15 protein-coding genes are annotated in these 19,724 nt (G+C 71.0%); 3 read left to right on the top strand and 12 right to left on the bottom strand.

Annotation, left to right across the window (positions count from 1 at the left end; genetic code table 11):
• Positions 1-168: 168 nt before the first annotated feature.
• The 12 genes from secG to ABZT17_RS15680 form a co-directional block, all read right to left on the bottom strand.
• Positions 169-399 carry a preprotein translocase subunit SecG gene (gene secG, locus ABZT17_RS15735; RefSeq protein ID WP_356348840.1) on the bottom strand — a complete coding sequence of 77 codons (231 nt, stop codon included), beginning with the start codon at positions 397-399 and terminating at the stop codon, positions 169-171.
• A gap of 102 nt (positions 400-501) precedes the next feature.
• Positions 502-1,257, bottom strand: coding sequence for a triose-phosphate isomerase (gene tpiA / locus ABZT17_RS15730; protein ID WP_356348837.1), 756 nt, complete (start codon positions 1,255-1,257; stop codon positions 502-504).
• A gap of 41 nt (positions 1,258-1,298) precedes the next feature.
• Positions 1,299-2,510 (bottom strand): phosphoglycerate kinase, encoded by a 1,212-nt coding sequence (locus ABZT17_RS15725; protein ID WP_356348747.1) that lies wholly within the window; start codon positions 2,508-2,510, stop codon positions 1,299-1,301.
• Positions 2,511-2,643: 133 nt separating this feature from the next.
• Positions 2,644-3,651, bottom strand: a complete 1,008-nt coding sequence (gene gap, locus ABZT17_RS15720; protein ID WP_030318674.1) for a type I glyceraldehyde-3-phosphate dehydrogenase — start codon at positions 3,649-3,651, stop codon at positions 2,644-2,646.
• Between the two features lie 228 nt (positions 3,652-3,879).
• A complete protein-coding gene (locus ABZT17_RS15715; protein ID WP_356348743.1) occupies positions 3,880-6,834 on the bottom strand; it encodes a M14 family zinc carboxypeptidase in 2,955 nt (984 codons plus the stop codon).
• Positions 6,835-6,986: 152 nt separating this feature from the next.
• A complete protein-coding gene (gene whiA / locus ABZT17_RS15710) occupies positions 6,987-7,976 on the bottom strand; it encodes a DNA-binding protein WhiA (RefSeq protein ID WP_356348741.1) in 990 nt (329 codons plus the stop codon).
• Positions 7,967-9,034, bottom strand: a complete 1,068-nt coding sequence (gene yvcK, locus ABZT17_RS15705; RefSeq protein WP_356348739.1) for a uridine diphosphate-N-acetylglucosamine-binding protein YvcK — start codon at positions 9,032-9,034, stop codon at positions 7,967-7,969. The genes whiA and yvcK overlap by 10 nt, the downstream gene beginning before the upstream one ends.
• Positions 9,031-9,999 (bottom strand): RNase adapter RapZ, encoded by a 969-nt coding sequence (gene rapZ, locus ABZT17_RS15700; protein WP_356348736.1) that lies wholly within the window; start codon positions 9,997-9,999, stop codon positions 9,031-9,033. Before rapZ ends, yvcK begins: the two co-directional genes overlap by 4 nt.
• Entirely contained in the window at positions 9,996-12,032 is a 2,037-nt protein-coding gene (gene uvrC / locus ABZT17_RS15695) for an excinuclease ABC subunit UvrC (RefSeq protein ID WP_356348734.1), read from the bottom strand. The genes rapZ and uvrC overlap by 4 nt, the downstream gene beginning before the upstream one ends.
• A 72-nt stretch (positions 12,033-12,104) precedes the next feature.
• The gene (locus tag ABZT17_RS15690) at positions 12,105-12,779 is read right to left on the bottom strand and encodes a response regulator transcription factor (protein WP_356348732.1); all 675 of its coding nucleotides are present in this window, start codon (positions 12,777-12,779) and stop codon (positions 12,105-12,107) included.
• Positions 12,780-13,092: 313 nt separating this feature from the next.
• Entirely contained in the window at positions 13,093-15,723 is a 2,631-nt protein-coding gene (locus tag ABZT17_RS15685; RefSeq protein WP_356348834.1) for a nitrate- and nitrite sensing domain-containing protein, read from the bottom strand.
• Positions 15,724-16,192: 469 nt separating this feature from the next.
• Entirely contained in the window at positions 16,193-16,465 is a 273-nt protein-coding gene (locus ABZT17_RS15680) for a hypothetical protein (RefSeq protein WP_356348729.1), read from the bottom strand.
• 356 nt (positions 16,466-16,821) lie between these two features.
• On the opposite strand from ABZT17_RS15680, the gene ABZT17_RS15675 reads away from it, so the two are divergent.
• The 3 genes from ABZT17_RS15675 to ABZT17_RS15665 all read left to right on the top strand — a co-directional run bounded on the left by ABZT17_RS15675 (position 16,822) and on the right by ABZT17_RS15665 (position 19,699).
• A complete protein-coding gene (locus ABZT17_RS15675) occupies positions 16,822-17,196 on the top strand; it encodes a response regulator (protein WP_356348727.1) in 375 nt (124 codons plus the stop codon).
• 211 nt (positions 17,197-17,407) lie between these two features.
• Positions 17,408-18,364, top strand: coding sequence for a hypothetical protein (locus ABZT17_RS15670; protein WP_356348725.1), 957 nt, complete (start codon positions 17,408-17,410; stop codon positions 18,362-18,364).
• A 423-nt stretch (positions 18,365-18,787) separates the two neighbouring features.
• Complete coding sequence (locus ABZT17_RS15665; RefSeq protein ID WP_356348723.1) at positions 18,788-19,699, top strand: carbohydrate kinase; 912 nt, start codon at positions 18,788-18,790, stop codon at positions 19,697-19,699.
• The last annotated feature ends 25 nt before the right edge of the window (positions 19,700-19,724 follow it).

Genomic DNA, 19,724 nt, shown 5'->3' with positions numbered 1-19,724 from the left:
TCGCTTCGTTGCGAGCGCCTCAGTCTACGTAAGGCCCAACGCACGTCCAGTGGTTGGAGTTACCGCCCCCACACCCAGACGCAAGCCCCATGATAGGCCGCGCTCAGCTGCGCGTACCGAACATGGGGCCTTACGTGCGGAATGTACGTGCTGTGTGTGCGTTGCTGCTCAGCTGTTCGTCTTCATGATGATGCCGAGTACGACAATGCACGCGAACCACAGCAGACCCACCACGATCGTGATGCGGTCCAGGTTGCGCTCGGCGACCGAGGAGCCGCCGACGGACGACTGCATGCCGCCACCGAACATGTCGGAGAGGCCGCCGCCCTTGCCCTTGTGCATCAGCACCAGCAGCATCATCAGCAGGCTGAAGACGATCAGGGCGATCGAGAACCCCAAAACCACGGCTGGACCAACTTCCTCGGATTCGGATGAACGACGGGGGCACAGCACCAAGGCTGTGCCCCCGCAAGAGTACGACGGATCGCCGCTAGGGCCTACTCACTGGTCGCGGAAGCGCACGATCTTGACGAACTCATCGGCATCCAGCGAGGCACCGCCCACCAGGGCGCCGTCGATGTCGGCCTGCGCCATGATCTCGGCGACGTTGCCGGCCTTGACGGAGCCGCCGTACTGGATGCGGACCCGGTCGGCCAGCTCCTGGGTGTACAGCTCGGCGAGCTTGCCGCGGATGGCGGCGCAGACCTCCTGCGCGTCCTCGGCGCCGCAGACCTTGCCGGTGCCGATGGCCCAGACGGGCTCGTAGGCGATCACGACGGACTCGGCCTGCTCGGCCGGGAGGTCCTTCAGACCGCCCTCGACCTGGGCGAGGGTGTGGGAGACATGGTTGCCCGCCTCGCGGACCTCCAACTCCTCGCCGACGCACAGGATGGGGGTGATGCCGTGCTTGTAGGCGGCCTTGACCTTGGCGTTGACGATCTCGTCCGTCTCCGCGTGGTACTGCCGGCGCTCGGAGTGGCCGATGGCCACATAGGTGCACTTCAGCTTGGCCAGCATCGGGCCCGAGATCTCGCCGGTGTAGGCGCCGCCGTCGTGCGCGGAGATGTCCTGGGCGCCGTACTTGATCTTGAGCTTGTCGCCGTCGACCAGGGTCTGCACGGAGCGCAGGTCGGTGAAGGGCGGCAGGACGGCGACCTCGACGGCCTCGTAGTCCTTGTCGGCCAGGGCGAAGGCGAGCTTCTGGACGTGCGCGATGGCCTCGAGGTGGTTGAGGTTCATCTTCCAGTTGCCCGCCATGATCGGCGTGCGCCCGGAAGAAATAGATGCAGCCATGTAGGTCAGTCCTCCAGTGCGGCGAGGCCGGGGAGCGTCTTGCCCTCGAGGTATTCGAGGGAGGCGCCACCACCGGTCGAGATGTGGCCGAATGCGGTCTCGTCGAAGCCCAGGAGGCGGACGGCCGCGGCGGAGTCGCCGCCGCCGACGACCGTGAAGGCCGGGGAGTCGAGGAGGGCCTGGGCGACCGCCTTGGTGCCCTCGGCGAAATCGGGGTGCTCGAAGACGCCCATCGGACCGTTCCAGAAGACGGTCGCGGCGTCGGTGATCTTCGAGGCGTACAGCTTGCGGGACTCGGGGCCGATGTCCAGGCCCATCTGGTCCGCGGGTACGGCGTCCGCGGCGACGGTGACGGGGTTCGCCGGCGCCTTGGTCTTCAGGTCCGGGAACGCCGGGGCGGCCACCACGTCGACGGGCAGCACCAGTTCGACGCCGGTCTTCTCGGCGCGCTCGATGTACTCCAGGACGGCCGGGAGCTGGTCCTCCTGGAGCAGCGACGTGCCGATCTCGTAGCCCTTGGCCTTGAGGAAGGTGTAGGCCATGCCGCCGCCGATGAGCAGCCGGTCGGCCTTGCCGAGCAGCTGGTCGATGACGGCGAGCTTGTCGGACACCTTGGCGCCGCCGAGCGCGACGACGTAGGGGCGCCGGACGTCCTCGGTGAGCTGCTTCAGGACGGCGACCTCGTTCGCGATGAGGTAGCCGGCGGCGTGCGGCAGGCGCGCGGGGAGGTCGTACACGGAGGCGTGCTTGCGGTGGACCGCGCCGAAGCCGTCGCCGACGTAGACGTCCGCGAGGGCGGCCAGCTGGTCCGCGAACTCGCCGCGCTCGATGTCGTCCTTGGAGGTCTCACCGGCGTTGAAGCGCAGGTTCTCGATGACCGCGACCTGGCCGGGCTCCAGCCCGTTCACCGCGTCGTGGGCGGCGGGGCCGACGGTGTCCTGGGCGAACGCGACCGGGGCGCCGAGGAGTTCACCGAGGCGCTCGGCGGCGGGCAGCAGCGAGAAGGCGGGGTCCGGGGCGCCCTTGGGGCGGCCCAGGTGCGAGGCGACGACCACCTTGGCGCCCGCCTCGGCGAGTGCCTTGACGGTGAGCAGTACGGCGCGGATGCGGCCGTCGTCGGTGATGAGGCCGTCGGCGAGCGGCACGTTGAGGTCGGCGCGGACGAAGACCCGCTTGCCGTCCACGCCGTCGGCGAGAAGTTCGTCGATCGTCTTCATAAGGGGACACTCCTGGTGAGGGCTGCTCTGATCGTACGAGGGCTGCTTCGTACGTGAGTCAGGGCCCGGGCGGCGCGTCCCTGCGCTGCCCGAGCCCTGCGTTCACATCAACGTGCCTGCTCCGCGGTGGGGATCAGAGCTGGTTGCCGACGAAGACCGTGAGGTCGACGAGGCGGTTGGAGTAGCCCCACTCGTTGTCGTACCAGCCGAGGATCTTCACCGACTTGCCCTCCTGGACCATGGTCAGGGAGGAGTCGAAGGTGCAGGAGGACGGGTCGCTGACGATGTCCGAGGAGACGATCGGGTCCTCGGTGTAGGACAGGTAGCCCTGCAGCTCCCCCTCGGAGGCCTTCTTGAACGCGGCGTTGACCTCGTCCTTGGTGACCTCGCGCTCCAGCTCCACGACCAGGTCGGTGGCGGAACCGGTGGGCACCGGGACGCGCATCGCGATGCCGTCGAGCTTGCCCTTGAGCTGGGGCAGGACCAGGGCGGTGGCCTTGGCGGCACCGGTCGTGGTCGGGATGATGTTCTCCGCGGCGGCGCGGGCGCGGCGCAGGTCGGAGTGCGGGAAGTCCAGGATGCGCTGATCGTTGGTGTACGCGTGGACCGTGGTCATCAGGCCCTTGACGATGCCGAAGTTCTCGTCCAGGACCTTCGCCATCGGCGCCACACAGTTGGTGGTGCAGGAGGCGTTCGAGATGACGTGGTGGTTGGCCGCGTCGTACTTGTTCTCGTTGACGCCCATCACGATGGTGATGTCCTCGTCCTTGGCCGGAGCCGAGATGAGGACCTTCTTGGCGCCGCCGGCGATGTGCTTCTCGGCGTCGGCCTTCTTGGTGAAGATGCCGGTCGACTCGACGACGATGTCGACGCCCAGCTCGCCCCACGGGATGTCCGCGGGGTTGCGCTCGGACAGGACCTTGATGGTGTGACCGTCGACGGTGATCGTGTCGGCGGTGTGCGACACCTCGGCCTTGAGGCGGCCCAGGATGGTGTCGTACTTCAGCAGGTGGGCGGTGGTCGCGGTGTCACCCAGGTCGTTGACAGCCACGATCTCGATGTCTGCACCCTGCTCCAGCAGCGCGCGGAAGTAGTTGCGACCGATACGACCGAAGCCGTTGATGCCTACGCGGATCGTCACGAACCGATCTCCTCGTTGGTACGCCGGCCATGCGGTGCCGGCGAGCTCTGTTTGGGATGTCCCCGACCACCCCCGACCCTACCTCCCTGAGGCCCCCGGAGTGACATCGAGATGCCGCATACACGGGCAGGCGGTCCGTACCCGCCAGTAGGGGTACGGACCGCCCGGGCCCGAAGGTCGTATCACTCGATTTGACTACGGTGAGCTAGTCATCGTTGACCGGGGAGTTCACCCTCCGAGGGCCGCGAGGGCCTTCTTGACGAGGGTGGCCCGGTCGGCCGCCGAGGTGACGTGCTCCAGGCCGAAGCCCAGCAGCACGGTCCGGTCGGTGGTGATGGCGCCGTAGGTCTTGAAGAGCGCCCCGGTGCGCGCCCAGTCCTCCAGGACGGCCGGGCTGCCCGCGGGCGGTCCGGGCACGTTCCAGGCGCCCAGCGACGTCTCGAAGCCCTCGCTCTGCGTCGGCGCGCCGCCCACGACGAGCGAGGTGTCGTCGGCAAGGACGCCGTGGCCACCGGTGCTCGGGTCGGTGACATAGCTGATCGAGACCTCGACGGACTTGCCGGCGTAGGCGCTCAGGTCGTAGTTGACCTGCTGCCAGCCGCTGGAGGCGCCGGTGAGGCTGTTCCAGGTGCCGCTGGTGCCGCTCGCGGTGCAGCCGCCGGGGGCGACGGTCAGATAGTGCTTGAGCCACGGGTGCTCGCCCACGAGGAAGCCCGCCTCGCAGTCCAGCGGCACCGCCGTGCTGGTCGCGCCGCCCGCCTCCGGGAGGGTCGTCCAGTCGTCGGCGCCGGTGGTGTGGGCCTCGACGATGACATGGTCGTAGCCGGGCTCGGTGTCCCACAGCAGCTGGCTGCGCAGGGTGGGCTTCTGGGCCGCGGTCACACCGCTGAGGTCGATGGTGCGGGTGAGACGCTTGTACGAGTCGTCGGTGTGCACGGCGGCCGCCATGTAGGAGCCCGAATACGGCCCGTACGGGTTGACCGTCCCGGCGAACTGGCCCGCGCCCGCACTGGCGAACTGCGGGTACTTGTCGACGGGCAGCGAGTCGGAGGTGACGGCGTAGGTGCCCGCCTTGTCGAGCGGGTTGCCGGGGGCCGCGCCGAGCGCGCCGCCGGAGCCGTCGAGCTTGCCGGAGCCGGTGAAGCCGTTGGCCCCCGGCGTCGACGTACGCGAGTAGGCGCCCAGGTAGTACTGGCTGAAGTCGTCCGACAGGGTGCCGCCGCCGAGGTCGACGTTGCCGCCGGCCTGCTCGCCGGCCTCGATCAGCTTGCCGCCCTCGTTGAGATAGGCGCGCAGCTGGAGCTGGGTGGCGTTGCCGGGGACACCGGCGCCCGTGTAGTGGACGACGGTCCTGAAGTGCTTGAGCACACCGAGCGCGTCGGGCGCGCCCTGGGTCGCGACGTCCCAGACGACGGCCTTGCGGCCACCGGCCTTCAGCGCGTCCACGTACGTCTGTGCCTGTGTGGCGGCCGCGCCCTCCTCGGCGACGACGAGCGTGTCGGCCTTGGCCCGCTGGGCGACGGTGTAGGTGAAGTGCCCGCTGGAGACCTTCTTGCCGCCCCTGCTCCGTCCGGTGAACCAGACCTCGACCTTGTCACCCGGGTCGCCGTCCCTCACCTTGGCCCGGTACTCGTCGAAGTGCAGGTTGTCGTCACCGCCGTAGGTCTCGCCGCCCTTCCAGGCCTTGAGGTCCTGGTCCTGCGTACGGCCGCCGTTCACGCGGTACTTGAGCTCCTTGTCGCGCACGGACTTCCGTACGACGACCGAGACCTCCTGGTCGGCGCCGCGGGAGTACGACGTGGCGAACGTCGCCGGGGTGAAGTCGGCGGCCTTCAGGCCGAGCGAGGAGGACGGGACGTCGGGGTGCTCGGCGGTCTCGGCGACCGACAGCGCGAACGGGATGTTCTTCTGGAACTCCTGCTGGATCAGCTTCTCGTCGTCCGGGAAGTTGAAGACGGACTGGCAGTCGGCCGCGTTCCACTGGTCGTTCGGGTCGATGTTCGACGCGGTCTGGCAGGTCGACATCTCCGGGGTGAACATCGACATGCCGTTGACGTTGCCCGCGTGGCCGTCCGCCTCGCCGTTGGTGGTGTACAGCTCCGAGGAGACCTGCGGGCGGTAGCCGGGGATCGCGGAGTTGCCGGGGGTGCCGGCCAGCGCCTTGTAGATGACGTCGTCGGGCGTGGGGGTGGCCACCTGCCAGCCGACGCCGTAGAGGAGGAGTTGGGCGGCGGAGTGGTAGTTGACGCCGTAGGAGAAGCCGATCCGCTTCTCGAAGTTGTCCAGCGCCCTGGTCTCGGGCTCGGACTCCGGGGACGCGCCGCGATAGGTCTCGCTGGTCGGGTTGGGGGACGAACCCTCGTCGTCATAGCCCCACTTGTAACCGAAGTTGCGGTTGAGGTCGACACCGTCGCCGGTGGAGATGACGCCGTCGCCGTTGACGTCCCGCAGGTTCTTGCGCCACAGACGGGTGTCGGAGTTCTTGAAGGTGTAGTCGTAGCCGTCGGGGTTGGCCGAGATCACGAACCACAGCTCGGTGGAGTCGACGATCTTCCTGACGCGCTTGTCCTTCTTGTAGTTGTCCAGGTAGTAGTGCAGCAGCCGGCGGGTCATCTCCGGCGTGATCCACTCCCGCGCGTGCTGGTTGGAGACGTAGAGGACGGAGGGCTTCGAACCGTCCTTGGACTTCCGCGCGCCCTTGGTCAGTTTGACCGCGAGGATGTCCTGGCCGTTGATCGTCTTTCCGATGGACTCGACCTTGGTGAGGTCGGGGTGCTGCTGCCCGGTCCGGACGATCTCCTCCTTGAGACCACCGCTTCCGCTGTACGGGCGGAACACTCCCTCGGCGGCGGCACCGACCCGCTTCTCCGCCTTGGCCGAAAGTGTGTGCTCGGTGAGGTCGACGCCCTGCTTCTCGAGGGACTTGGCCTGCCCGGCGGTGAGGTAGACCTCGACGGTGGCCTTCCCCTTCGCGGGGACCTGCTCGCCGAGTTCGTGGCCGTCCTGTCCGGCGGCCAGCAGCAGGGGCACCTGCTTGGCGGTGACGTCGGCCCGATAGACGTTGACCTCGTGGGGATCTTGTCCCTGTGAAGGTCCGTTCTGCGCCTGGGCGATGGGTGCGAGGCTCGCTCCGCCGAGCAGGAGCGCGCCGACAGCGAGGATCGATCTCGCTCTGGGTCTCATGAACCCCCCTAGCAATCTTTCGTCACGGCGACGAATTGCTGCCAGGCTCATGCCAGTTCACAGCGGAGTCAAGGGCGACACAAAGCCAGTCAAAAAACCGGTGCCGACTCCCAAATGGGCGTCGGCACCGGTGTGTTGGGCCGTTCGGGGGATCAGCCGACCAGGTTGTCCGCCATCTCCTCGGTGATGCTGGACTCGGTGCCCGGGACACCGAGGTCGGAGGCGCGCTTGTCGGCCATCGCGAGCAGCCGGCGAATCCGGCCGGCCACCGCGTCCTTGGTGAGCGGCGGGTCGGCGAGCGCGCCCAACTCCTCCAGGGAGGCCTGCTTGTGGTCCATCCGCAGCCGCCCGGCGGCCGCGAGGTGCTCGGGGACCTCGTCGCCGAGGATCTCCAGCGCGCGCTGGACCCGGGCGCCCGCGGCGACGGCGGCGCGGGCGGAGCGGCGCAGATTGGCGTCATCGAAGTTGGCGAGACGGTTCGCCGTGGCCCGCACCTCGCGGCGCATCCGGCGCTCCTCCCAGGCCAGCACCGACTCGTGCGCGCCGAGGCGGGTGAGCAGGGCGCCGATGGCGTCGCCGTCGCGGACGACCACCCGGTCCACGCCCCGCACCTCACGGGCCTTGGCGGCGATCGACAGCCGGCGCGCGGCACCGACCAGGGCGAGCGCGGCCTCGGGGCCCGGGCAGGTCACCTCCAGGGAGGAGGAGCGGCCGGGCTCGGTGAGCGAGCCGTGCGCCAGGAAGGCCCCGCGCCAGGCGGCCTCCGCGTCACAGGTGGCCCCCGAGACCACCTGCGGGGGCAGACCGCGGATCGGGCGGCCGCGCCCGTCCACCAGGCCGGTCTGCCGGGCCAGCTGATCGCCGCCGGCGACGACCCGGACGACGTAGCGCGAGCCGCGGCGCAGTCCCCCGGGCGCCATCACGATCAGCTCGCTGCTGTGGCCGAAGATCTCCAGGATGTCCCGCTTCAGGCGCCGGGCCGCCATCGCGGTGTCCAGCTCCGCCTCGATCACGATGCGCCCGCTGACCAGGTGGAGGCCGCCGGCGAACCGCAGAATGGCGGAGACCTCCGCCTTCCTGCAGCAGGTCCGGGTGACGGGGAGCCGGGAGATCTCGTCCTTCACCGCTGCCGTCATCGCCATGGGCCGATCCTTCCATGCATCCGAAAAATACGGTCGTACGCGGCGGCCAGCAGCTCCGGGTCGTGCCGCGGAGTTCCGTCTCTCCGTGCCACCGGGGCCAGCTCGACCGCGGCCCCGAGCCGCCGGGCGGCCTCGGTGAGCACGTCACGGTCGGGCACGGCGGCCTCGTCGGCCAGCACCACGTCCAGGGCGAGTTTAGGGGCGTGTCGTCCCAAAACCTCCAAATGACGCTGCGGGGAGAAGCCGTCGGTTTCTCCGGGCTGCGGGGCGAGGTTCAGCGAGAGTACCCGGCGCGCCTTGGTCTCGGTGAGCGCGTCCAGCAGTTCCGGCACGAGCAGGTGCGGGATGACCGACGAGAACCAGGAACCGGGGCCGAGGACGACCCAGTCCGCGTCCAGGACGGCGTCGACGGCCTCGGGGACCGCGGGCGGGTCGTGCGGTACGACGTGCACGGACTGCACCTCGCCCGGGGTGAGGGCGACGGTCGCCTGGCCCCGGACGGTGTCCACGTCCTCCGGCCGCTCCGGGTCGTGTCCCCTGACCAGGGCCTGCAGCTCCAGGGGCACGGCGGACATGGGCAGCACCCGCCCGTGCGCGCCGAGCAGCCTGCCGACCAGGTCCAGGGCCTGGACGTGGTCGCCGAGCTGCTCCCACAGGGCCACGATCAGCAGGTTGCCGACCGCGTGCTCGTGCAGATCGCCCTTGGACTGGAAGCGGTGCTGGATGACGCGGGCCCAGGTCTGGCCCCAGTCGTCGTCCCCGCACAGCGCGGCCAGGGCCTTGCGCAGGTCTCCCGGCGGCAGCACGCCCAGCTCGTCGCGGAGTCGGCCGCTGGAGCCGCCGTCGTCGGCCACGGTGACGACGGCGGTCAGATCACCGGTGATGCGGCGCAGCGCGGCGAGGGAGGCGGACAGGCCCATGCCGCCGCCGAGGGCGACGACCTTGGGCTGGGCGCCGCGCCGGCGCGGCCGGGCGCCACGGGCCTCGACGGGTCGGCCCACGCGTGACTCGGGCACCACCCGGCGCAGCCTGCCCAGCCGCGAAGAACGTTCCGTCATTCCCGTCCCATGTCCCGGTGTACGACCACCGTCTCCACACCCTCGGCCGCGAGGCGCGCGGCGAGCTTCTCCGAGGTGGCCACCGAGCGGTGCTTGCCGCCGGTGCAGCCGATGGCGATCGTCACGTACCGCTTGCCCTCGCGCCGGTAGCCGGCCGCGATGAGCCTCAGCAGCTCCGCGTACCGGTCGATGAACTCCTTGGCGCCGGGCTGGTTGAAGACATAGGCCGACACCTCCTCGTTGAGGCCGGTGAAGGGGCGCAGCTCCGGGACCCAGTGCGGGTTGGGCAGGAAGCGCATGTCCGCGACCAGGTCGGCGTCGACCGGGAGGCCGTACTTGAAGCCGAAGGACATGACGGTGGCCCGCAGTTCGGGCTCCTCCTCGCCGGCGAACTGGGCGTCCATCTTGGCGCGCAGCTCGTGCACGTTGAGGCTGGAGGTGTCGATCACCAGGTCGGCGTCGCCCCGCAGCTCGCGCAGCAGTTCGCGCTCGGCGGCGATGCCGTCGACGATACGGCCGTCGCCCTGGAGGGGGTGCGGTCGGCGGACCGACTCGAAGCGGCGGACCAGGGCGTCGTCGGAGGACTCCAGGAAGACGATCCGGCGGGTGACGCCCCGGCTGTCGAGGTCGGCGAGGGACTCGCGCAGGTTGTCGAAGAAGCGCCGGCCGCGGACGTCGACGACGACCGCGATCCGGGCCACATTGCCCTGCGAGCGGGCGCCGAGCTCCACCATGGTGGGGATCAGCGCGGGCGGCAGGTTGTCGACGACGAACCAGCCGAGGTCCTCCAGACACTTGGCGGCCGTCGACCGTCCCGCACCGGACATCCCGGAGATGATCACCAGCTCGGGGATGGCCGCCTCGGGAACCGCGGCCGTGTCACCGGTCGTGCCCGTACTCACCTGTGCTCCGTCTCCGTCTTGGCCCGTTCGGCCGTCCTGCTCATCGTGCTTGTTCACATTCATGTCTCCTGCCCCCGTCGTTCGTCCGGGGCGCCCGTCGTCACGGGCTCCCCACTGGAACCCATGGTGCCGGGTTCCTCTTCCATGATCTCTCCAGTCGCCGTGTTGACGGCGGGTGCGGCCGGGGCCGCCTGGGCGAGGGCTACGGCGATCGTCTCGGCCGTCTTACGGCCTATGCCGGGCACCTCGCAGATCTGGTCGATGGTGGCGGACTTCAGTTTCTTCAATGAACCGAAATGTTTAAGAAGTGCCTGCTTCCGGGTGTCGCCGAGGCCGGGCACGTCGTCCAGGGGGCTGGAACGGAAGCGCTTGGCCCGCTTGGCGCGCTGGTAGGTGATCGCGAACCGGTGCGCCTCGTCGCGGACGCGTTGCAGCAGGTAGAGGCCCTCGCTGGTACGGGGCAGGACGACCGGGTCCTCCTCGTCCGGCAGCCAGACCTCCTCCAGGCGCTTGGCGAGACCGCAGACGGCGACGTCGTCGATGCCCAGCTCGTCCAGGGCCTTCTTGGCGGCGGCGACCTGGGGCCGGCCGCCGTCGACGACGACGAGCTGGGGCGGGTAGGCGAAGCGCTTGGGACGCCCGTCCTCCTCGGTGAACGCGTGCTCGCCCTCGCCGTCCGTCCACTCGCCGGTCCTCTCCTTCTCGGCGAGGTAGCGGCGGAAGCGACGGTTGATCACCTCGTGCATGGACCGGACGTCGTCCTGCCCCTCGAAGCCCTTGATCTGGAAGCGGCGGTACTCGCTCTTGCGCTGCAGGCCGTCCTCGAAGACGACCATGGAGGCCACGACGTCGTCACCCTGGAGGTGGGAGATGTCGTAGCACTCGATGCGCAGCGGGGCGCTGTCCAGGTCCAGGGCTTCGGCGATCTCCTCCAGGGCGCGCGAGCGCGTGGTGAGGTCGGAGGCGCGCTTGGTCTTGTGCAGCACGAGCGCCTGCTGGGCGTTGCGCTCCACGGTCTCCATCAGGGCCTTCTTGTCGCCGCGCTGCGGGATGCGCAGCGACACGTTCGACCCGCGGCGCTCGGCGAGCCACTCCTGGACGGGCTCGACCGGGTCGGGCAGGGCGGGGACGAGGACCTCCTTGGGGACGGAGTCGCCCTTCTCCTCGCCGTAGAGCTGCTGCAGGGCGTGCTCGACCAGGGCGCCGGTGGTGATCTCCTCCACCTTGTCCGTGACCCAGCCGCGCTGGCCGCGGACGCGTCCGCCGCGGACGTGGAAGATCTGGACGGCCGCCTCCAGCTCGTCCTCGGCGACCGCGATCAGGTCGGCGTCGGTCGCGTCGGCGAGCACGACCGCGTTCTTCTCCATGGCCTTCTTGAGGGCCTCGATGTCGTCGCGCAGCCGGGCGGCCCGCTCGTACTCCATCTCCTCGGCGGCCTCGGTCATCCGCTGTTCCAGGCGGCGGATGTAGGTGCCGGTGCGGCCGGCCATGAAGTCGCAGAACTCCTCGGCCAGTTCGCGGTGTTCCTCGTCCGAGACGCGGCCGACGCAGGGAGCCGAGCACTTGCCGATGTAGCCGAGCAGACAGGGGCGGCCGGTGCGGGTGGCGTTCTTGAAGACGCCGGCCGAGCAGGTGCGCACGGGGAACACGCGCAGCAGCAGGTCGACGGTGTCCCGGATGGCCCAGGCGTGTCCGTACGGTCCGAAGTACCGGACGCCCTTGCGCTTGTGACCGCGCATCACCTGCACGCGCGGGAACTCCTCGTTCATCGTCACCGCGAGGTACGGGTAGCTCTTGTCGTCGCGGTACTTGACGTTGAACCGGGGGTCGAACTCCTTGATCCAGGAGTACTCCAGCTGCAGTGCCTCGACCTCCGTGGACACCACGGTCCACTCCACGGACGCGGCGGTGGTGACCATCGTCCGGGTGCGCGGGTGCAGGTTCGCCAGGTCCTGGAAGTAGTTCGCCAGGCGCTGACGCAGGCTCTTCGCCTTTCCGACGTAGATCACCCGGCGGTGCTCGTCGCGGAACCTGTACACCCCGGGAGAGTCCGGGATCTGTCCCGGCTTGGGGCGGTAGCTGGAGGGGTCGGCCATGTCTCACACCCTACTGGCGAGGGCTGACAGTGCGGTGGGGCTGTGGACGACACCGGACGGCACCGGCCCGGTCTACCGCGACTCCAGGAAGGTCAGTACGGCCAGCACACGGCGGTGGTCGTCCGTGTCCTCGGTGAGGCGGAGTTTGCCGAGGATGCTGCGGACGTGCTTCTCGACCGTGCCCTCGGTGACCCACAGACGGCGGCCTATCCCGGCGTTGGAGCGGCCCTCGGCCATGAGGGCGAGGACCTCCTTCTCGCGGGCGCTGAGGTGGGCGAGGGGGTCGTCGCGGCGGTGGACCGAGAAGAGCTCCTGGACCAGGGAGGGGTCGACGACCGAGCCGCCCCGGTGGATGCGCTCCAGGGCCTCGATGAACTCGTCGACGACCGTGACCCGGCTCTTGAGGAGGTATCCGATCTTGCGGCCGCCGGCCAGCAGCTCCAGCGCCTCCTCGACCTCGACGAACGCCGACAGGACGAGGATGCCGGTGTCCGGGTGGCGCTCCCGGATCGCGCGGGCCGCCCGGAGGCCCTCGGTGGAGTGGTCCGGCGGCATCCTTATGTCGACGATCGCGAGGTCGGGGCGCTCGGCCCCGACCAGTTCCATGAGCCGCACGGCGTCCCCGGCCTGCCCCGCCACCTCGTAGCCGACCCGCTCGCACAGGCTCGCGAGCCCCTCCCGGAGCAGCACGTCGTCGTCCGCGAGGACGACCCGTCCCCGCGCGGGCTGCCGCGATGCGTCGTCCATGGTCCCGGCCCCCCTTGCCCGACCGATCCGTGCGCGCCCAACAGCCTGCCCGACCGGCGGGGTTCCGGCTAGCCGGAAGCGGTATTGGAGGCCTGCCATGAAGACATAAGGACATGCGCGCGGGATTCTCTTGTCAGTGCCGATGCGAGTGGATCGGCCGGGAAGCAACGGAACCCGGTCCGCGCCCGCCGGCACCGCCCCCGGAGCCGGACGGACGCCTCTCCGTCCAACAGGACCGCCCGGAGCGTACGCGACGTCACCGAGTCCAGGACTCCCCCGCCTGGGCGAACTCCCCCGCGTGCGCCTCGGGCGGTCACCCGTCTGACGGCGGCCCGCCCAGCGGCAGCCGTACGCGCGTCCTCGTGCCCTCCCCCGGCGGGCTGCCCACGTCCAGCTTGCCGCCGATCGCCTCGACCCGGTCGATGAGACCGATGAGGCCGGAGCCGCCGCCGATCTCGGCGCCGCCGACACCGTCGTCCGCGATGATCAGCTCCAGGACGTCGTCATGGGTCCGGGCCTCGACGCTCACCACGCGCGCGTGCGCGTGTTTGGCGGCGTTGGATAGGCACTCGGAGGTCACGTAGTACGCGGCCACCTCCACCTGCTCGGGGAGGCGGGTCGGGGGCAGCCGGAGGTCGAGCTCCACGGGGACGGCGGAGCGGCGGGCGAGAGAGCGCAGGGCTGGGCCGAGGCCGCCCTTGGAGAGGATGGCCGGGTGGATACCGCGGGCCACCTGGAGCAGGTCCTGGAAGGCGTCGTCGAGCCCCTTGCTGACGTGGGCGAGCTGCCCGGCGAGCTCGGAACCCGGCTCGGTGACCATGGACTCGGCCAGCCGCAGGTCGAGTTGGAGGGCGACGAGCCGTTGCTGGACGCCGTCGTGCAGATCGCGCTCGATACGGCGGCGGGAGGCGTCGCCGGCGGCCACCACGCGCGCGCGTGAGGCGGTCAGTTCGGCGCGGCTGTCGGCGTTGGCGATCGCGGTGGCGATGAGTTCGGTGAAGTCGGCCAGCCGCGACTCGGTCCCCTCGGTCAGCGCGTCGAGCGGGGAGGCCGCGACGACGAAACCCCACAGCCGGTCCTCGACGACGATCGGCGCGGCCACGGCCCGGCCGACGCGGGCCGCGCACCGGGTCCGGGTCACCTCGTGGACCGCCAGGCGCGCGGCGTCGCGGCGGGCGTCGCGGGAGACGCGCTCGTCGTCGTCCAGGAGCTCATGGGCGGTCCCGAGGACGGTACGGCTGCCGTCGGGCTCGTGTCTGAGGACGGCCGCGGTGGTGCCGAGCAGGTCCCCGACCTCCTCGGCCACCGTCGCGAACACCTCGGCGGGCGGCGCGCCGCCGGCCACCAGGGTCGCGACGCGGCGCAGCGCGGCCTGCTCGCGGGCGCGCCGGCGGCTCTCGGTGACGTCGCGTGCGGCGGCGTAGACCAGGCCCTCCTCGGGGACCGGCCGGGCGCTCCACTGGAGCCGGCACTCGGTGCCGTCCGCGCGCAGGTAGCGGTTCTCGAACTCGGCGACCTCCACGCCCCGTTCCAGCCGTTCGAAGGCCCTGCGGGTGCCGGCGCGGTCCTCCTGGTGCACGAACTCGATGAACGGCTTGGACAGCAGCGTGCGCGCCGGGTGTCCGAGGGTGCGCTCGAAGGCGGGGTTGACCCGCTTGAAGTAGCCGTCGACTCCGGAGATGCACAGCAGGTCGAGGGAGAGGTTGAAGATGCTCTCCAGCTCGTCCTCGGCCTTCTCGCGCCGTCCGTGCGCCGCCGCGAAGGACGCCATGGTGCCGTTCATGCCATCCAGCAGCTGGGCCCAGGTACCGGCGAAGGAATCGACGTCGGCCCGGTGGCCGAGCCGGTTGTCGTCGATCGCGGTGTTCATGGAACGGATCTCGGCCGCCAGTCGTTCGGTGGTCACCCGCAGTTCGCGGAACGTGTCGGCGACCGCCCCGAGTTCGTCGCGTCCCGTGTACCGGATGTCGTACGACAGATCGCCGTCCGACAGGGCTCGCGCGCCCGCGGCGACCTCGCCGAGGGGCCGGGTGATCGAGCGGCCGAGGGCCAGGGAGAGGAGGGTGACGAGACACAGGACGGACAGGGAGACGGAGAGGTCGCGCCACACGCGGGTCTCGGCGCCGCGCAGGTCGCGGGCGGCCGTGCCGGCGAGTTCGCGGGCGGCCTGGTCCTGGAGGCCGCGCAGGGAGTCGATGCGCGCCTCGGACGCGGCGAGCCAGCGGTCGTACGAGGGCAGCCGGGCGGACCTGGGGCCGGACTCGGTGAGCGTGTCGCGTACCGCGCGCACGGCCCGGCCGGGCGGCTCGAACTGCTTGCCGTACAGCTCGGCCCGCAGCCGGTCGGAGGTGTTCCGGCGGAACTCCCGCAGCTGGGACTCCTCCAGCGCGGACCACCGTTCGGCGGCCGCGGGACGGCGCTCGGAGGGTGTGGCGAGCAGGACGGCCACCTCCGCGCGCTCCCGCTCGCCGGCCTCGATCGCCTCCAGGAGCGCGAGATGGGCGTCGGCCGCCCGGCCGGCCGCCCTGGTGGGCCGCCCGGACTCGAGACCGGCGACGGTGTCGAGCAGCTGGTCCTCGACGGACTGGTACTGGTCCACGACCGAGCGCGCGCCCGGCGAGCCGGTCCCCGTCCGCACCCGCAGCGCGTGCAGTTGGCGGCCGATGGCTTCGAGCCGAGCCACCACATCGGTCCGCGACCAGGTGGCGGCCCTGCGAGTGGCCCGGGTCAGGGCGCGGTCCACCGCCCGCTCGGCCGCCGTCCGTTCCGCCGAAGTGACCGCTCCGGGCCGCAGCCGGGCCAGCACCGCCGCGATCCGCTCCCGCGCCACGGCGTCGGAGACCTCCGTCGTCCCGTACGACACCCCGATCGCCGTGTGGAAGCGCTCCAGGGTGTGGGCCTCCTGTCCTTGGGCGACGGCACCGAAGGCGGTGAAGGCGAGCATGCCGGTCACCGGCAGCAGGACCAGGAGCAGCAGCTTGCGGCCGACCCGGAGACGGGCGAGGAAGGGCGGGCGGTTCCCGCGGATAAGGGGTGCCGTGGGCGTCGTACCCCTTCTCCGGGTGGCGCGCCGTCCGAGCGGGGCACGCGTCGGTCTCCCTGACCGAGGGCGTCGTGCGCGTCGGGGGCGGTGCACGGCCGGGCCTCAGTGCCCGGCGGGCGGACGGTGCGGGGACCGCTCGGTGCGGGTGATCGCCGAACAGGCCGCTGGTATCGCGCCGCTGACGTCCGTCATGCGCACCACCTCGCAGGGCTCGGCGGGAAGGCGCCCGTGACGGTGCCGTGGCGCGCGGTGTCGTCCCGCCTCACGGAGTTCCCTCAGGATGCCCGTGAACCCGTACATGGTCCAGGCACCGACGTTCCGAAGGCGTCACCGAGGGCGCCGAGGGCGGCCGACTGTCCCTGGTGGATCCTCAGGACCCTTGCCAGGGGTAGCCCTCGTGGGCTGTCAGGTCCTTGGCCACGGCTTCGGCCGCCGCGTCGAACGTGGTCCGCACCGGAGCCCCCTGCAGCATGATCTTGGCGGCGGCGGCCGAAGGCGGTGGTGATCGCCGGGTGGGCGGGCGTCCGCGGCCGTGGACGCGCGATGCCGTCGCGCAGTCGAGCAAGTCGGGCAGGGCGCCGCCGGCCGCGGCGGACTCGACCAGGTCGCCGTAGGGGTCCCGAGTGGTACCACACGCTGACATGCGCGGTTTCCTCGATCCGGCCGTCGCAGGAGGTGTCGCCCGGGGTCTTCGCCGTCGCGGCGCACCCGCTTCCGCCACCGCTGCATCCGGCCAACACCAGCGCCGCACCCGTCAGTCCCGAGAGCGGAATCCCGCTGCGCGACGCCCGCATGGCGCACCCCCACTCGACCGGACCTTCGGCCTCCCCAGAGGGGCCCTCACGCTACCGCCGGTGCTGTGCCGCCGCGCCGGGCCGACGCGAACCCGCTTGTCCGGCACAGGACTTCAGCACATTCCAGCTGACCGGTAACACCGGCCGCCGACAGTTTCCGGCTAGCCGGAAAGCGCGATCACCCCTCACTTGGCACTCTGGCCACATGTCCCTGCGCTGTCTTCTCGTGGATGACAGCATCCGGTTCCTGGAGGCCGCACGCACCCTGCTCGAACGCGACGGAATACCCGTCGTGGGCCTGGCCTCGACGGGTGCGGAGGCTCTCGCGCGAGCGGCGGAACTCTCCCCCGACGTCGTGCTGGTGGATCTCGATCTCGACGGGGAAAGCGGTTTCGACATCGCGACACGGCTCGCCGACCGCGTCTCCTCCGTCATCATCCTGATCTCCACCCACTCCCTGGAGGACTTCGAGGAACTGGTCGCCGGCAGTCCGGCCCGCGGCTTCCTTCACAAGTCCGACCTGTCCGCGCGGGCGATCCGGCAGGTTGTGGGCGGCGGCGGGACGGCCCCGCCGACCTGAGGCGACCGACCGCGTCTCGGCCAGGAGCACACGACTGTTGGGCATCAGGTGTTGTCGGGACTTGGTCAACACGCTTCAATGCGGGGGAACTCGGGGCCGTGAACGACGGCGTACGGATGTGAAGACGCCCCGTGACGCCGACGGGGTGGCTCCGGGGCCGCACGAACCCGGCCCGACCAGCCGTAGCGAGCATTCACAGAAAGGCCCCTGCATGCCGCACGCCACACAGCACGCGGATGTCGCCACCGTCGCCACCGCGGAACTGGAATCGGCCCTGCGCGGCGGACCCTTCCATGTCGCGCTGCGCGCCGCCATCGCCGCCCGGGGTCTGCCGCTGCAGCGTGTGCAGCACCATCTGTCGCGCTACGGGGTCAAGGTCGGCGTCACCAGCCTCAGTTACTGGCAGCAGGGCGCCCGCCGCCCGCAGCGCCCGGAATCCCTGAGGGCCGTACGCGCGCTGGAGGAGATCCTCCAACTGCCGGAGGAGTCCCTGATCCGGCTGCTCGCCGAGGCCGACGAACGCCCAGGCGCCGAGCGGCCCGCCGGCCGCTCGTACCGCTCGCTGGTCGCGGCCTCGGACGTCCTGGAGCGGATGCTGGCCGAGCTGAATCTGCCGCCGGACGGCGGGCTGCACACCCTCGGGCACCACGAGCGGGTCCGCATCGGCGCGCACCGCGAGCTGGCGGGGCGCGAGTCGCACCACATCGTGCGCGCCCACAAGGACGGCGTCGACCGCTTCGTCGCGGTCCACCACGGCGACCCGGGATGCGCGCCCGAGCGTATGGGCGTGCACGCCCTGGAGAACTGCCGCACGGGACGCGTGCGCGCGCACCACGACACCGGCGTGCTCGTGGCCGAACTGCTCTTCGACACACGGCTGCGGGCCGGGGACACCTTCCTCTTCCGCTACGCCGTCGAGGACGGCACCGCCGGCGTATGCCGTGAGTACGTCCGCGGATTCGGGCCGGCGGGCGGACAGTACGCGCTCCAGGTGCGCTTCGACGAACGAGCCCTGCCGCTGCGCTGCCACCGGTTCGCCCAGCACTCGGCGGCGGCCCCACGCAGCGGACGCCAGGAACTCGTCCTCAGCGGCCACCACCACTCCGTCCATCTCGTCGAACCGCGGGTGCGGACGGGGGTCGTGGGGATCGGATGGGACTGGGAGTGAGGCGGGCGCAGCGGACGTGAACGCTTGCGCACGCGTTCACGCACACCTCCGGATGGGATACGTTCGGGACGCACGACGAGCTGCCGCGCCACTCCCGGCCCGAAGGTCCGCTCGGTACGGCTGACCTCAGCAGGGCCCGCTCGGGGAGGGAACATGGGCGACCACGGCCTGTGGCGCGCGCAGCGCCTGGGCGTCCGTGGCGACCGTCTCGCACCTCCTGAACGGCACGCGACCGGTCCTCCCCCGCACCCGCCAGGCCGTCCTGGACACGATCGCCCCCTCTCCCCCGACTGACCGCGTTCGCCCGGCCCGACGAGGACGTGGCACGGGCCGGACGGACGGGCCCGAGACGCAGGACCGCGGTCGCGTCTCCTCAGCCGCACACCACCCGCACCCCACGGAGTTCGAGGAAGGAACCGTCTCGTGATCGTCGTCGCCGGTGAGGCCCTGATCGACCTGGTACCGCAGGGCGCCGGTGCCCTCGCGGATCTGCGACCCGCGCTCGGCGGCGGCCCGTACAACACGGCCGTGGCCCTGGGCCGCCTCGGCTCCCCGACGGCCTTCTGCTCCCGCACCTCGCTGGACGCCTTCGGCGAGGCCCTGCTCGACGGGCTCCGGGAGGCGGGCGTCGGCGTCTCCGCCGTGCAGCGCGGCCCGGAGCCGACCACGCTCGCGGTCGCGACGATCGACGGGAACGGCTCGGCCGCCTACTCGTTCTACGTCGAGGGCACCGCCGACCGGTTGTTCACCGCCCCCGAGGCGCTTCCCGCGGGGACGCGGGCCGTGTCCTTCGGCACCTGCTCACTCGTCCTGGAGCCGGGCGCGACCGCCTACGAGACGCTGCTGCGGACCGCGTCCGCACAGGGTGTCTTCACCGCCCTGGACCCCAACATCCGGGCGGGGCTGATCCCCGACGCGGACGCCTACCGGGCACGGTTCAAGAGCTGGCTGCCCTCGGTGTCCCTGCTCAAGCTCTCCGAGGAGGACGCCCTCTGGCTGGGCGGCACCCCGCGCGAGTGGCTGGCCGCCGGGCCCTCGGCGGTCGTGATCACCCATGGCGGCGACGGTCTGACCGCGTTCACCGCGGACGGCGCCGTGCACCCCGTGCCGGTGGAGAAGGTCGACGTCGTCGACACGATCGGTGCCGGCGACACGGTGAACGCGGCTCTCCTGCACGGTCTCGCCACCCAGGACGCCCTCTCCGGCGAGGCGCTGGCGGAACTGGGCGCCGACGGCTGGACACGGCTGCTGCGTTTCGCGGCACGGGCAGCCGCGATCACCTGCTCCCGAGCGGGCGCGGAGCCGCCGTACGCCTCTGAACTGGGCGATTTCTAGGCGCTGTTGTTCACCGGCCGGGAGA

It is taken from the genome of Streptomyces sp. NPDC005648 (assembly GCF_040605395.1).
Taxonomy (GTDB): Bacteria; Actinomycetota; Actinomycetes; order Streptomycetales; family Streptomycetaceae; genus Streptomyces.
Note: the sequence above shows the minus strand (reverse complement) of the source record. Positions and strands in the feature narration are given on the sequence as shown.

What these genes read in the sequence shown, in the direction of transcription:
- tpiA (WP_356348837.1), bottom strand. Translation starts at nt 1,257, where the DNA reads ATGGCGGGCAACTGGAAGATGAACCTCAACCACCTCGAGGCCATCGCG.
- ABZT17_RS15725 (WP_356348747.1), bottom strand. Translation starts at nt 2,510, where the DNA reads ATGAAGACGATCGACGAACTTCTCGCCGACGGCGTGGACGGCAAGCGG.
- ABZT17_RS15715 (WP_356348743.1), bottom strand. Translation starts at nt 6,834, where the DNA reads ATGAGACCCAGAGCGAGATCGATCCTCGCTGTCGGCGCGCTCCTGCTC.
- whiA (WP_356348741.1), bottom strand. Translation starts at nt 7,976, where the DNA reads ATGGCGATGACGGCAGCGGTGAAGGACGAGATCTCCCGGCTCCCCGTC.
- yvcK (WP_356348739.1), bottom strand. Translation starts at nt 9,034, where the DNA reads ATGACGGAACGTTCTTCGCGGCTGGGCAGGCTGCGCCGGGTGGTGCCC.
- rapZ (WP_356348736.1), bottom strand. Translation starts at nt 9,999, where the DNA reads ATGAATGTGAACAAGCACGATGAGCAGGACGGCCGAACGGGCCAAGAC.
- uvrC (WP_356348734.1), bottom strand. Translation starts at nt 12,032, where the DNA reads ATGGCCGACCCCTCCAGCTACCGCCCCAAGCCGGGACAGATCCCGGAC.
- ABZT17_RS15690 (WP_356348732.1), bottom strand. Translation starts at nt 12,779, where the DNA reads ATGGACGACGCATCGCGGCAGCCCGCGCGGGGACGGGTCGTCCTCGCG.
- ABZT17_RS15685 (WP_356348834.1), bottom strand. Translation starts at nt 15,723, where the DNA reads ATGCTCGCCTTCACCGCCTTCGGTGCCGTCGCCCAAGGACAGGAGGCC.
- ABZT17_RS15680 (WP_356348729.1), bottom strand. Translation starts at nt 16,465, where the DNA reads ATGTCAGCGTGTGGTACCACTCGGGACCCCTACGGCGACCTGGTCGAG.
- ABZT17_RS15675 (WP_356348727.1), top strand. Translation starts at nt 16,822, where the DNA reads ATGTCCCTGCGCTGTCTTCTCGTGGATGACAGCATCCGGTTCCTGGAG.
- ABZT17_RS15670 (WP_356348725.1), top strand. Translation starts at nt 17,408, where the DNA reads ATGCCGCACGCCACACAGCACGCGGATGTCGCCACCGTCGCCACCGCG.